This is a genomic window from Oerskovia merdavium (genome assembly GCF_014836755.1).
Classification (GTDB): Bacteria; Actinomycetota; Actinomycetes; order Actinomycetales; family Cellulomonadaceae; genus Oerskovia; species Oerskovia merdavium.
Genome location: NZ_JACSQF010000007.1, coordinates 15,861 through 28,524, shown reverse-complemented (window position 1 = coordinate 28,524; position 12,664 = coordinate 15,861). Strand labels below are relative to the sequence as shown.

Annotated in this window: 14 protein-coding genes and 1 pseudogene; 7 read left to right on the top strand and 8 right to left on the bottom strand. The window is 73.6% G+C overall.

Annotation, left to right across the window (positions count from 1 at the left end):
- The 5 genes from H9641_RS08160 to H9641_RS20090 all read right to left on the bottom strand — a co-directional run bounded on the left by H9641_RS08160 (position 1) and on the right by H9641_RS20090 (position 3,616).
- On the bottom strand, positions 1 to 333 hold the full coding sequence (locus H9641_RS08160; RefSeq protein ID WP_191802689.1) for a hypothetical protein: 333 nt from the start codon (positions 331 to 333) through the stop codon (positions 1 to 3).
- A gap of 137 nt (positions 334 to 470) precedes the next feature.
- A complete protein-coding gene (locus H9641_RS08155) occupies positions 471 to 908 on the bottom strand; it encodes a MazG nucleotide pyrophosphohydrolase domain-containing protein (protein WP_191802687.1) in 438 nt (145 codons plus the stop codon).
- Positions 909 to 927: 19 nt separating this feature from the next.
- Positions 928 to 1,527, bottom strand: a complete 600-nt coding sequence (locus H9641_RS08150) for a dihydrofolate reductase family protein (RefSeq protein ID WP_318244461.1) — start codon at positions 1,525 to 1,527, stop codon at positions 928 to 930.
- A 14-nt stretch (positions 1,528 to 1,541) separates the two neighbouring features.
- Positions 1,542 to 2,516, bottom strand: coding sequence for an ABC transporter permease (locus tag H9641_RS08145; RefSeq protein WP_191802685.1), 975 nt, complete (start codon positions 2,514 to 2,516; stop codon positions 1,542 to 1,544).
- Complete coding sequence (locus H9641_RS20090) at positions 2,516 to 3,616, bottom strand: ABC transporter ATP-binding protein (RefSeq protein ID WP_225220184.1); 1,101 nt, start codon at positions 3,614 to 3,616, stop codon at positions 2,516 to 2,518. Before H9641_RS20090 ends, H9641_RS08145 begins: the two co-directional genes overlap by 1 nt.
- A gap of 110 nt (positions 3,617 to 3,726) precedes the next feature.
- Between H9641_RS20090 and H9641_RS08135 the strand changes: the two genes are divergently transcribed.
- Both H9641_RS08135 and H9641_RS08130 read left to right on the top strand, forming a co-directional pair.
- The gene (locus tag H9641_RS08135; protein ID WP_191802683.1) at positions 3,727 to 4,608 is read left to right on the top strand and encodes a TetR/AcrR family transcriptional regulator; all 882 of its coding nucleotides are present in this window, start codon (positions 3,727 to 3,729) and stop codon (positions 4,606 to 4,608) included.
- 269 nt (positions 4,609 to 4,877) lie between these two features.
- A complete protein-coding gene (locus H9641_RS08130) occupies positions 4,878 to 5,501 on the top strand; it encodes an HdeD family acid-resistance protein (RefSeq protein ID WP_191802682.1) in 624 nt (207 codons plus the stop codon).
- A 256-nt stretch (positions 5,502 to 5,757) separates the two neighbouring features.
- On the opposite strand, the gene H9641_RS08125 is transcribed toward H9641_RS08130, so the two are convergent.
- The gene (locus H9641_RS08125; RefSeq protein WP_191802680.1) at positions 5,758 to 6,678 is read right to left on the bottom strand and encodes a sugar phosphate isomerase/epimerase family protein; all 921 of its coding nucleotides are present in this window, start codon (positions 6,676 to 6,678) and stop codon (positions 5,758 to 5,760) included.
- A 113-nt stretch (positions 6,679 to 6,791) separates the two neighbouring features.
- Here H9641_RS08125 and H9641_RS20085 point away from each other — a divergent pair, with 113 nt between their 5' ends.
- Positions 6,792 to 7,058, top strand: a complete 267-nt coding sequence (locus tag H9641_RS20085; protein WP_318244460.1) for an HPr family phosphocarrier protein — start codon at positions 6,792 to 6,794, stop codon at positions 7,056 to 7,058.
- A 172-nt stretch (positions 7,059 to 7,230) separates the two neighbouring features.
- Here H9641_RS20085 and ptsP read toward each other — a convergent pair whose 3' ends face one another.
- Positions 7,231 to 8,970, bottom strand: coding sequence for a phosphoenolpyruvate--protein phosphotransferase (gene ptsP, locus H9641_RS08115; protein ID WP_191802676.1), 1,740 nt, complete (start codon positions 8,968 to 8,970; stop codon positions 7,231 to 7,233).
- Positions 8,967 to 10,427 (bottom strand): PTS transporter subunit EIIC, encoded by a 1,461-nt coding sequence (locus H9641_RS08110; protein ID WP_225220183.1) that lies wholly within the window; start codon positions 10,425 to 10,427, stop codon positions 8,967 to 8,969. The genes ptsP and H9641_RS08110 overlap by 4 nt, the downstream gene beginning before the upstream one ends.
- Positions 10,428 to 10,662: 235 nt before the next feature.
- On the opposite strand from H9641_RS08110, the gene H9641_RS20680 reads away from it, so the two are divergent.
- The 4 genes and pseudogenes from H9641_RS20680 (at position 10,663) to H9641_RS08090 (ending at position 12,644) form a co-directional block, all read left to right on the top strand.
- Complete coding sequence (locus H9641_RS20680; RefSeq protein WP_191802674.1) at positions 10,663 to 11,454, top strand: GntR family transcriptional regulator; 792 nt, start codon at positions 10,663 to 10,665, stop codon at positions 11,452 to 11,454.
- 25 nt (positions 11,455 to 11,479) lie between these two features.
- Positions 11,480 to 11,758: pseudogene (locus tag H9641_RS08100) on the top strand (PTS transporter subunit EIIB); the annotation flags it as partial.
- Positions 11,759 to 11,949: 191 nt separating this feature from the next.
- Positions 11,950 to 12,180 carry a PTS transporter subunit EIIB gene (locus H9641_RS08095; protein WP_191802671.1) on the top strand — a complete coding sequence of 77 codons (231 nt, stop codon included), beginning with the start codon at positions 11,950 to 11,952 and terminating at the stop codon, positions 12,178 to 12,180.
- The gene (locus tag H9641_RS08090) at positions 12,180 to 12,644 is read left to right on the top strand and encodes a PTS sugar transporter subunit IIA (protein WP_191802669.1); all 465 of its coding nucleotides are present in this window, start codon (positions 12,180 to 12,182) and stop codon (positions 12,642 to 12,644) included. Before H9641_RS08095 ends, H9641_RS08090 begins: the two co-directional genes overlap by 1 nt.
- Positions 12,645 to 12,664: the final 20 nt, after the last annotated feature.

Sequence of the window (12,664 nt, the reverse complement as noted above, 5' to 3'; positions counted from 1 at the left end):
TCACGCATCCGGTCGCTCCGCAGGTCGTGCCGCCCCGCCGCCGCCGCCCCGCCGACGCGCGACCGCCCACCCCGCGACGAAGCCGAGCACCAGGAGCCCTGCCCCCAGCGCGACGAACCCGAGGACCTGGGACCACGGGCGGGAGGGGTTGAACATCTCCCCCGACAGCGGCGCGTACGCGAACCACCCGAACGAGGCAGCACCGTAGGGCCGCGACGCGAGCCACACCCCGACGCCGACGAGCAGCACTCCGGCGACGAACCCGAGCACCTCGCCTCGACCCAGCCCGCGGGCAGGCGTTCGTGCGGGTTCAGAGACGGGGGAAGTGGTCATGCCGGACATCCTGGCGCGGCCGCCGGGAGGCTGCAACCGCCCGCGCCGGGCGACGGCCACCGAGGCGGGGGCCACCAGCCATCGGCCGTTGGACCCCGGGGTAGAGGCTTCCCGTCGAGGTAGAGGGTCCGGACCCTCTACCTCGACGCCGGCCCTCTACCTCGGCGGGTCGGCCACCGCGGACTTCCGGCCGGCCCCGGCCTGTCCCCGGCCTCGCCCTCCCACACGAGCCACTTCTCCTCGACGGCCCGCTCGACGTCGATCCCCTGGGACCGCGCGAGCAGGAGCAGGTGCGCGAGCACGTCGGCGACCTCGGCTGCGAGCGCCGCCCGCCCGTCGTCGGGCACCTCGCCCGGCGCGGCCCGGGGCCGCGTGCGCCCCGTGGTCGTGAGGTACGCCTGCGTGAGCTCGCCCATCTCCTCGGCGAGCTTGAGCACGAACCAGTCGGGGTCGCGCTCGATCCCGAACTTGCGCGCGTAGAGCGCGGACACGGCCTCGACGCGCTCGGTGAGCGCGGGCAGCGTGAGGCCCGACGGCGCAGGCTCGGGCGGGGTGCTCGGCGTCGCGGTGGTCATCGCGCCAGTCAAGCACTCGTCACTCCCCGACGAGGCCCCTCACCACGCGGTACGACAGATGAGTCACCAGATGGTTGCTGCTCACCGGCCCGGGCTCGACCCGCAGGTCGCCCAGGCCCTCGAACAACCGCTCGCCCGCCCCCAGGAGCACGGGCGCGACGTGCAGCCCGAACTCGTCGACGAGGCCCGCCGCGAGGTAGGCCCGCATGGTCGAGGCGCCGCCCGCGATCCCGACGTGCCCGTCGCGGGAGGCGGCGAGCGCCTGCGACAGCGCGGACTCGAAACCGTCCGTGACGAAGAAGAACGTCGTGCCGCCCTGCATGACGAGGGGTTCGCGCGGGTGGTGCGTGAGCACGAACACGGGCGCGTGGTAGGGCGGTTCCTCGCCCCACCATCCCCTCCAGGACTCGTCCCACGGCCCGCGACCGGGCGCGAACATGTTGCGCCCCATGACGAAAGCGGTGGGGGCGGCGATGGACTCGAGCGCGGCCGTGTTGGCCTCGGGCTCCTCGAACATCCACCGGTGCAGCTCCTCGCCGCCCTCGCCGAGGGGGTTCTCGAGGGACTGGTGCGGTCCCGCGACGTACCCGTCGAGGGACAGCCCGACGTCGAACGTCACCCTGCCCACGGCGCTCACACCGACTTCCGGGTGCGGCGGATGCCGACGAACAGCCCCACGGCGCAGGTGACCGCCGCCGCGACCACGCCCCACAGGACCTCGGTGCTCGCGAACGTCCCGCCGAACAGGGCCCGCTCGGCATCGACCATGTAGGTCAGCGGGTTGAACTTCGACGCGGTCTGCATCCATGACGGCCCGGCCTCGAGCGGCAGCATCATGCCGGACAGGATGAGCAGCGGGAACAGCAGCGACTGCTGCACGCCCCAGAACAGCCACTCGCGGTTCTTCGCGGCGAGGGCGAGCGCGCACGACAGGGCGCCGACGCCCACGCCGAACAGCCCCAGGAGCGCGAGGCCCGCGAGCGCGTGCAGCGGGTAGAACGTGAAGCCGAACGGGATGCACACGACCGCGATGAGGAGCCCCTGGACCACGAGCGGTGCGAACTCCTTGAGGGCACGGCCCACGAGGATCGCCGACCGGTCGAGCGGCGTCGCGAGGACCCGCTCGTAGGAGCCGGTCATCATCTCGTAGAGCAGGTTCGAGCCCGTCATCGAGGTGCCGAACAGGGAGATCATGACGATCACGCCGGGCACGAACCACTGGAGCGTCGCGGCGGTCGACCCGCCGGGTCCGCCCATGCCGCCGCCCACGGCGCCGGTCAGCAGCGGTCCGAACAGGGCCAGGAAGATCAGCGGCTGGAGCAGCGAGAAGATGAGGGTGAAGGGGTCGCGCAGGACCAGGAGGATCTCGCGCGTGAACACGGCCCAGGTGTCGCCGAGGAACTTCCCGGCCCGCGAGCGCCCGACGTCGGAGCGTCGGTCGATCTGCTCCCTCACCCCGGTCCGTGGTGCGGTCTGCGTCGAGGTCCCGCCCGTGCCGGGCGCACGGTTCGTCAGGCCCGTGCGCGCCGCCGCGCGGCCGACCTCCGGTCCGGTCCCCGGACCGGCTCCCGCGCCGGTGCCCGTCGTCGGTTCCGTCTGCTCGTCCATCACGCCGCCTCCTCGCGCAGGCTCCGACCGGTCAGGTTGAGGAACACGTCGTCGAGGCTCGCCTGCTTGAGCCCGGCCGACCGGACCGCGAACCCTGCGACGCGCAAGGACTCGATCGCCTCGGGCAGCCGGTCGGCGCCGTGCGTCGTGGACAGGGTCACGGTGACGTCTCCCCCGGCGCCGACGGTCGCCTGCAGCCTCTGGCCGGCGGACCCGTCGGCCAGGTCGGCTCGGTCGGCTCGGTCGGGTCCGCCGGCCCGCCCCGCTCCGTCGCGCCCGACCCCTCCTCCCTCGCCCACGCTGCCCACGCCACCCACGACCGGGGCGAGGGCGGCGCGGACGCGCGTGACGTCGTCGGGCACCTGGCCCTGGGAACCTGGCGTGCCGGCGACGACGAGCGTCACGACGTCGTCCGCGTGGTCGCGCTTGAGCGCGGCCGGCGGGGCGTCGGCGACGATCGTGCCGTGGTCGATCACGACGACGCGCTCGGCCATCGAGTCGGCCTCGTCGAGGTAGTGCGTGGTGAGCACGATCGTCATGCCGTACCTCTCGCGCAACGCACCGATGTGCTCCCAGAGGTTCGCGCGGCTGTGCGGGTCGAGGCCCGTGGTGGGCTCGTCGAGGAACAGCAGGGGCGGGTGGTTCATGAGGCCGAGCGCCACGTCGAGGCGGCGGCGCTGCCCGCCCGACAGGCTCTGGACCGTGCGCTTGCCGAGGCCGTCGAGCTCGAGAGCGGCGAGGAGGTCCGCGGCGCGGCGCTGGTACTCGGCGGCGGGCAGCCCGTAGAAGCGGCCCTGGTTGTGGAGCTCGTCCGCGACCCGGTAGGAGAACCCTCCCCCGTTGCCCTGGCCGATGTAGCCGATGCGCGACCGGACCTCGGCGGGCTGGGTGCGGATGTCGAAGCCCGCGACCTGGGCGCGGCCCGCAGTGGGTTCGAGGAGGCTCGTGAGCATGCGCAGGGTCGTGGACTTCCCGGCGCCGTTGGGGCCGAGGAACGCGACGAGCTCCCCCTCGCGGACGTCGACGTCGATGCCCTTGACCGCCTCGACCACTTCCTTCTTGCGATGGAACGTCTTGGTCAGCCCTTCGGTATGGATCATGGCTCACGTCTCTCACGTACGGTGTACCGGAAAGAGATTTCACGTTAGCATACGGCGTACGGGAACTGAAGGGTCCCCGGAACCGCGCGGAAGTGGGAGGATCAGGCACCATGGCCAGCAACACCGTCACCCCCGTCCCCTCCGACGGGGTGGACTCCGCCCGGACCCCCGACTCATCGGTCGACGCCGACGCCGGCGCTGACGGCACGGACGACGTCGTGGAGGACGTCGTGGACGACCCGACCGACCAGGTCCCCCGCCCCGACGACGTGACCCGGCGCCTCGCGCTCCTGTGGGACCCGCCCGCGCCGCCCACGCGCGGGCGCAAGGCGCGCCTGACCCTCGCCGAGGTCGTCGAGGCCGGGACCGCGGTCGCGCAGGAGGTCGGGCTCGAGGCCCTCTCGATGCGCCGCGTCGCCGCACGCCTGGGTGTGGGCGCCATGTCGCTCTACACCTACGTGCCCGGGCGCACCGAGCTCGTCGACCTCATGATCGACCGGGCGTTCGGCGAGCTCGACCTGCCCCCGGCCGACGCCCCCTGGCGCGAGGGCCTGTCGCGGTACGCGCGCGAGGTCTGGCACCTCTACCAGCGACACCCCTGGATCCTGCAGACCAACATGTGGCGCCTCCCCTTGTCGCCGCACGTGCTCGACGCCCAGGAGGCCGGGCTGCGGACGCTCGTCGACACCGGGCTGCCCGCCGACCAGGTCGTCGAGATCCTGGGGCTGGTCGACGCGTTCGTGCGCGGCCTCGCACGGGCCGCTGTGGCTGAGACCGTCGAGAACGACGCGAGCGGCATGAGCAGCGACGAGTACTGGACGTCGATGAGCAGCTTCTGGGCCGACTGGTTCGACGTCGAGCGCTACCCCGTCATGACCCGGATCTGGGAGGCCGGCGGGTTCGACACACCCACCGACCCGTTCGACGCGTCGCTCGACCGGCTGCTCGACGGGGTCGAGATGACGATCGACCGGGCCCGCGAGCAGGACTGACGGCCGACCCTTCGGATGCCGGGGCGCGGGCCCTGCGGGTGCCGAGCACGAGGTTGCGGTCGTTCTGCCGCCCTGGACGACCGCAACCTCGTGCTCGACCGCGCGGAACCCCGTGCTCGGCACGCCGGCCGGGTGAACTCCTCGCTCGACCGCGAGCCCGCGCGGGTCCGCCGCGCGCCCGGCACCCCCGCGCGCTACGTTCCCAGGAACGAGGCCCTGCGACGCCCACGGACCCGCCGGGGGCAGGCCCCGCGAGGACGGTGGACCCCATGACCGAGCAGGACGAGTCCCTCACCGGACGCACCTCCAAGATCGCCCGCCGCCTGTGGGGCCTCGCGTACCTGCGCGGCATCCTGTTCCTCGTGATCGGCGTGGTGCTGTTCGTCGAGCCCGACCGCGGCATCCAGTGGCTCACGTGGCTCGTGGCCGCGATGGCCGCCCTCCAGGGGGTCCTCTTCCTGATCGAGGCCGGGCGGCAGCGCAAGAACGGCGAGGGCGGCGTGTGGCGCTGGGTCGTAGGAGGCCTGGGGATCGCGGTCGGCATCACGCTCGCGGCCTGGCCCTCGGCGAGCGTCACGCTCGTGCTGCGGCTCGTGGGCATCTGGGCGCTCGTCGCGGGGCTCGTGGGGCTCGTCGGCGCGCTGCGCGCCCGCAGGACCCGCGAACCCGGCTGGGACTGGGAGCTCGCCACGGCCGCGCTGTGGGTCGTGTTCGGCATCCTGGTCCTCGTGAGCCCCGTGACCGGGCTGCAGACCATCACGGTCCTCCTGGGCCTCTACCTCGTCGTGACGGGCGTCGTGATCCTCGTCGCGGCGTTCGCGCAGAGCACGGCCGCGAAGGACGCCAAGGCCGCGCTCGCGAGGCCGGCGGCGCAGGCAGGCCCGACGGCGTAGACGGGCTCGACGGCGTAGGCGGGCCCGACGGCGTAGGCAGGCCCGACTGCTGGGGCGAGCCCGACGGCGGCGGTCCCGGCCGGTCGACCGGCACCGGCGGTCGACCGGCACGGACGAGTGCACCGGCCGCCCCCGCCGAGCACGAGGTTCCGTGCGGTCGAGGACGGGGTCGTGTTCGTCCTGCCCCTCAGAACGAACGCAACCCCGTTCTCGGCACCCGGCTCACCCGGCGCACCCCGCTCGACCCCTACCAGCCCTACCAGGCGTCCAGGTGCCGGTGCTCGTGCCCCGGCGGCGGCTCGTACTCGGCGTGCTGCCCGGGCTGGAGGTAGGTGCGCGCGAACGCGAGCGACGCCGCGAGGTCCTCGAAGCGCTCGGCCGCGGTCCGCGCCCGCCGGGTCGCGATCTCGACCACGACGTCGCCCTCCCACCCCCGGCGCACGAGCTCGCCCAGCACCTTGTCGCACGGCTGGCCCCCGCGGCCGGGCACCAGGTGCTCGTCCGACATGGAGTCGGTCCCGTCGGCGAGGTGCACGTGCGCGAGCCGGTCGCCGAACACGTCGAGCAGGTCGAGGCTGTTCTGCCGGGCCACTGCCGCGTGCGAGAGGTCGAGCGTCACCTTGTCGTAGGGGTGGTCGGTGGGGTCCCAGCCGGGCAGGTACGCCTGGACCTCGCGCTTGCGCCCGCGCCACGGGTACATGTTCTCGACCGCGATCGTCACGCCCGTCGCCGCGTTGAGCTCGCGCACGTGGTCGGCGAACCCGCGTGCGTACAGGCCCTGCCAGCGGAACGGCGGGTGCACCACGACCGTCCCCGCGCCCAGCTCGAGCGCGAGGTCCACGGTGCGCTCGAGCTTGGGGCCCGGCAGGCGCCCCCACACGCGCTGGCTGACCAGGAGCGTGGGGGCGTGCACGCTGCGGATCGGGACGCCCACGTCGGCCGAGAGCTTGGCGAGAGCCTTGGCGTCCTGGGTCGTCGAGTCGGACCAGACCATGACCTCCATGCCGTCGTACCCCAGGTGGGCCGCGGCCTCGAACGCGAACGGCGCCTTGCGCGGGTACACGCTCGCGCTGGACAGCGTGACCTTGATCCGGGGCTCGTCGCCCGTGCTGGGCTCGCCCTCGCCGGGTTCGCCCGGGACGGGCGGCTGGGCGTCGGGCGTCGTCGCTTCGCGCATGTCCGCCACCCTAGCCCCGACGGATGTGCGTCGTTCACAGGTCGTCCGTCGGGGCCTCCGAACTCTGGCAGGATGCTGACCGTCGCAGCCGTCCAGAGCACAGGAGGACCCTCGTGGAACGTACCGCCGTCGTCGCTCTCCCCGACGGGCTGCACGCGCGCCCCGCGGCGTTGTTCGCCGCCGAAGCAGGAAAGCAGGCTGTGCCCGTGACCATCCGCAAGGGCGACGGCGAGGCCGTCGACGCATCCTCGATCCTCGGTGTCATGACGCTGGGGGCTGGTCACGGCGACGAGGTCGTCCTGTCCACGGACACCGACGACGAGCGGGCCCTGGCCGCGCTCGAGTCGCTCGTCGCGTACCTCGAGCAGGACTCTGCCTGAGCCCTCGGTGGCTCCCTCCACGATCCTGCCCGACGGCGGCGCGCACGCCGCGTCGTCGGCCCGCCTCCCGGGGCCCCCGGAGGTGAGGCGACGACCCGGCCCGGGCTCCGCCGTCGGGCAGGTCGCACGGCACGTCGCTCCCCCGTACCCCGAGGGGGCGAGACGCCGTGCCCTAGAGCCCCAGTCGCTCCAGGACGGTCAGGCGCCGACGGACCGCAGCGCGCGCAGCGCCCGCGGTCGGTGCGGCGAGCGCCAGGCGGGCCAGGTCGACGCACTCGCGTGACGTCGTCGACGCGAGCACGGCGGCGACGTCGCCCAGGGCGCGCGGGGTCATCGAGAGCGACGTGACGCCCAGGCCCACGAGCACCGCCGCGAGGGCCGGGTCGGCTGCCGCCTCGCCGCACACCCCGACCGGGCGGCCGCTGGCCTCGCCTCCCTGGCACGCCGCGTGGATCAGGGCGAGCACGGCGGGCTGCCACGACGTCGACAAGGACGCGAGCCCACCGAGCTCCCGGTCCGCGGCCATCGTGTACTGCGTGAGGTCGTTGGTGCCGAGGCTCGCGAAGTCGGCGTGCTCGAGCAGCCAGCGCGACTGGAGGGCGGCGGCCGGGACCTCGATCATGACCCCCGCCGACGCCAGCCCGTGCGCGCGGCACGCGTCCACGAACTCGTGGGCCTCGTCGGGCGTCGCGACCATGGGGGCCATGACCCACACGTCGGCGGACTCCGCGGCCGCCGCGAGCGCGATCGCCTCGAGCTGACGGTCCAGGACCTGCGGGAAGCGCACCGCGGTCCGGAGCCCCCGCACGCCGAGCGCTGGGTTGGGCTCGACGGTCGCCCCGACGAACGCCAGCGGCTTGTCGACGCCCGCGTCGAGCGTGCGGACCACGACCCTGCGACCCGGGAACTCCGCGAGCACCGCACGGTAGGCCGCGACCTGCTCGGCCAGCTCGGGCTCGGCGTCCCTGCCCAGGAACGAGAGCTCGGTGCGGAAGAGCCCCACCCCCTCGGCCCCGGCCGCAGCCGCGTCGCGCGCCTCGCGCGCGTCCGAGACGTTGGCGAGGAGCTGGACCCGGACCCCGTCGGCGGTCCGGCCCGTCCCGTCGAACGCCCGGAAGACCGAAGGACGCTGCGCGGCGCGCGCGAGGTGCGCGACGTCGTCGGGCGACGGGTCGCGCTCGACCGATCCCCGCGAGCCGTCCACCAGGACGGTCTCGCCGTCACGCAGGCTGCCCGCCCCCGCGACCGCGACGATCGCCGGGATCCCGAGCGAGCGCGCGAGGATCGCCGTGTGGGACGTGGGCCCGCCGCCCGTCGTGACGATCGCCGCGACCCGGTCGGGGTTGAGCGTGGCCGTGTCGGCGGGGGCCAGGTCGTCGGCGACGAGGACGAACGGGCGGTCCCGGTCCGGCACCCCGGGCGGGCACAGCCCCAGGAGCGAGGACACGATCCGGTCGCGGACGTCCCGCACGTCCCGGGCGCGGCCTGCCATCACCCCACCCAGGGACTCCAGCCGGTCGGCGAGCGCGCTGCCCGCCTCCCAGACCGCGCGCGTCGGGGTCGCGCGACGCTCGCGCACCCGGCGCACGGCCTCCTTGAGGAGCGTCGGGTCGCCGGCCATGGCCGCCGTGACGGTCAGGACCTCGGAAGCCGTCCCGCTCGCGCAGGCCGCCCGGTCCATGAGGTCCTCGCGGACCGCCCGGACGGCCGCCTCGATCGCGCCGACGACGCGCTCCAGGTCTGCGGCGTCGTCCACCTCCCCGACGGGCGGCTCGGGCACGGGGGCCGGCATGGTCGCGACGACGCCGATGCTCCGTCCGGGGCTGACGCCGACCCCGCTCAACGCAGGGTGCGTCCCCCGGCGCGGGGCGCGGGCACGGTGGTCCGAAGGGGTGCGGAGGGCGGTGCTCATGAGCTGCTCCTGACGTCGGCGTTCGGGGGCGGGGTGCTGGGGTCGGGCGATGTCGGGGGGTGCGGGTCAGGGTCCGGGTCCGGGTCCGGGGCGGGATCCGGGTCCGGGTCCGGGGCGGGCGGCGCCGCCTCTGCGGCGCGCCCGTCGCGGGAGGTCCCGCGCTCGACGGGCTCGCTGGGCAGGGACTCGCCCGGAGGTGAGCCGCCGGGCAGCGACTCACCGGGCGGGTCGTCCTCCTCGCGCCCAGGCGTCCGCAGGTTCCACCGCGTGATGACGAACCGGAAGAGGAAGTAGTAGACGACCGCGTAGCCCAGCCCGATCAGGATGAGCAGCAGGGGCATGGACGCGATGCGGAAGTTCAGCAGGTAGTCGATCGCGCCGGCGGAGAACCCGAACCCGGACTTGACGCCGAGCGCGTTGACGAGCGCGAGCGAGGTGCCCGTGAGGACGGCGTGGATCGCGTACAGCGGGTAGGCGACGTAGACGAACGCGAACTCGAGCGGCTCGGTCAGGCCCGTGACGAACGCGACGAGCGCGGCCGAGCCCATGATGCCGCCGACCACCTTGCGGTGCTGCGGCTTGGAGGTGTGCACGATCGCGAGCGCGGCCGCGGGCAGGGCGAACATGAAGATCGGGAAGAAGCCCGTCATGAACGTCCCCGCCGTGGGGTCTCCGTGCAGGAACCGCGCGATGTCGCCGTGCCAGACCGCACCGTTCTGGTCGGTGTAGTCCCCGAACTGGAGCCAGGGCATCGAGTTGAGCAGGTGGTGCAGGCCGAGGGGCACGAGGAGGCGGTTGACCGTGCCGTAGACGAACGCCCCGATGATCGTCGAGCCCGTGACCCAGGTGCCGAGGGCCGTGAAGCCTGCCTCGAACCAGTGGTAGGCGAGGGCTCCCAGGACGGCGATCACGACGGCGGCACCCGCCGTGACGATCGGGACGAAGCGGCGGCCACCGAAGAACGCGAGGTAGGCAGGGAGCTTGATCCGGTAGTACCGCTGGAAGAGGAGCGCGGCGACCAGGCCCATGACGATCCCGCCGAGGACCCCGTAGTCGATGAGCGGCTGCTCGGTTCCCGGGGGCGCCTCGCCGAGGATCGCGGGCGAGAGCGCGTCGCCCACGCCCTTGAACACGAGGTATCCCATGACGGCTGCGAGCCCCGTGGAGCCGTCGGCCTTCTTGGCGTACCCGACGGCCACGCCGACCGCGAAGAGGAGCGGCAGGTTGTCGAAGAGCGCGTTCCCGGCCGCCCCGAGGACGTCCGCGACGTACTGCATCCATCCGATCGTCCCGGCGACCCCCTCGGACCCGAGCATGTCGGCCTGGCCGAGGCGGACCAGGACGGCGGCGGCCGGCAGGGAGGCGATGGGGAGCATGAGGGATCGCCCGACCCTCTGCAGCTGGGCGAAGCCGGGGATCCCGCGCTTCACGCGCGGTGTGTCGACGGCGGTCGTCATGGGCACTCCTCGTCGGGCGCTGGTGCCGCACCGAGGGACCACGTGCGCACCGTTGGACTGGGTCGAGCTGGCGAGATCGCGACGCAGGACCGGACGGGGAGCGCGTCGTTGCTGTGGTCCCGCTATCGTTCCGACCTTGGCGCGATAGTTGTCTGGACCACTTGCGCAAAGAGTGGTCTAGACATCATCATGTGTCAAGCCCTGGCCACCCCGGGGCACCGAGAGTGAGGACGACGTGGCAGCGACGACGCAGGCCAAAGCACCCAAGGGCGGGCACAAGTACCAAGCCGTCCGTGCCTACCTGGCCGACCTGATCGTGAGCGAGCTGGCCGTCGGCGACGCCGTCCCCTCCGAGCGCGTGCTCACCGAGAAGTTCGGCGTCTCCCGGATGACCGTCCGCCAGGCCCTCGACGCCCTCGTGGCCGACGGTGTCCTCCAGCGCGAGCAGGGGCGCGGCACCTTCGTGGCCCCGCAGCACACCGACTTCGAGATGCGGCTCACGACGTTCGGCGAGGAGGCTCGGCGCCGTGGCATGGTCCCGGGCACGCAGGTCCTCGAGAGCGGCACGACCCCCGCAGGACGGCTCGTCGCCGAGGCGCTCGGGTGCGGCGAGGACGAGCTCATGCACTACGTCGAGCGCCTGCGCTTCGCCGACGGGACCCCCATGGGCGTCGAGCGTGCGTGGGTCCCTGTCCACCTCGCGCCCGACCTGCTCGACGACGGCGTCCCTGACAGCCTCTACGACGCCCTGAAGGTCCGTGGCCACGCACCCACGTGGGGCGAGGACACGATCCTGGCGGCCGAGGCCACGGCCAAGGAGCTCGCGCTCCTCGCCATGAACGGAGGGCGCGCGGTCCTGCGGGCCCACCGGCGCACGTTCTCGGACGACGGCGCCTGCATGTACTCCCAGATGTGCTACCGCGGCGACCGGTACAGCGTCGTCGTCCCGCTGCGCGAAGCACGACCGACCATCGTCCCCCGGGTCCAGCCCGACGCCGACGACACGGCGGACGGGGCGGACGGCTGATGGGCGGGCCGCCCCGGGTAGGACCGACCTCACCACCGACCTCAGGAAGGATGCAGCGATGACTGCAGCAGATGCAGCACGGGCCGCCGCGATACTCGCCGGCCTCGGCGGGGTCGAGAACATCGAGGAGATCGACCCCTGCACCACGCGCCTGCGCTCGCTCGTCAAGGACCCGACCCTGGTGGACGTCGCAGCGCTGCGCGCGGCCGGGGCCTACGGCGTCATGACGACGGGCAGGGTGGTCCAGGTCGTCGTCGGGCCGCAGGTCGACACCATCGCCTCGGACCTCGCCGACCTCATGTAGGACGCGACCGGTCGCCCCGCGCCAGGAGACACCGCTGTCCGCCCTGGCCCCACCCGCCTCGCCCGCCCACGCATCACCGCTCGACGCCCCGACGCGCCCCGCGCGCAGCGGACGAGCACGCCCGGACCGCCGACCGGCGCGGCGCCCGGACCACCGACCCGCCGCCGTTCCCGCACTCGAAGGAGCACCGCATGAGCAAGGCACAGCAGATCCTCCTGGGACTCGGCGGTGACGCCAACGTCCTCGACCTGGAGCCCTGCATCACGCGGCTGCGCGTCGAGGTCCAGGACCCCGGGCTCGTCGACGAGCGTCTCCTGACGACGGCGGGCGCGGTCGCGATCGTCCGGAGCGGTCGCGCCGTCCAGGTGATCGTCGGCCCCGAGGCCGACACCCTCGCCTCCGACATCGCGGACCTGCGCTGATGCCCGCGCCGCTCACCCTCCTGGCCCCTGTCGCGGGGACCGTCGTGGAGCTCTCGGAGGTCGACGACCCGGTGTTCTCGGCCGGGCTCGTCGGAGCAGGGCTCGCGATCGAGCCCGACCCCGCCGAGGGAGCCCTCGTCGTCGCACCCATCAGCGGGACGATCGTCAAGGTCCACCCGCACGCGTTCGTGCTCCAGCACGAGGACGGGCGGGCCGTGCTCGTGCACCTGGGCATCAACACGGTCCAGCTCGGCGGCGCGGGGTTCACGCTCCACGCCGCCCTCGGCGACGCCGTCCGCCGCGGTGCGACGCTCGTGACGTGGGACCCCGTCGCGGTCGAGGCCGGAGGACGTTCTGCGGTGTGCCCGGTCGTGGCGCTCGACGGCGCGCGCGACGCCATGACTCCCCTGGCCCAGGTGGGCGCATGGATCGCTCGCGGCACCGAGCTGTTGTCCTGGGGGTGAGCCGCGCCGTCAGGCCGAGC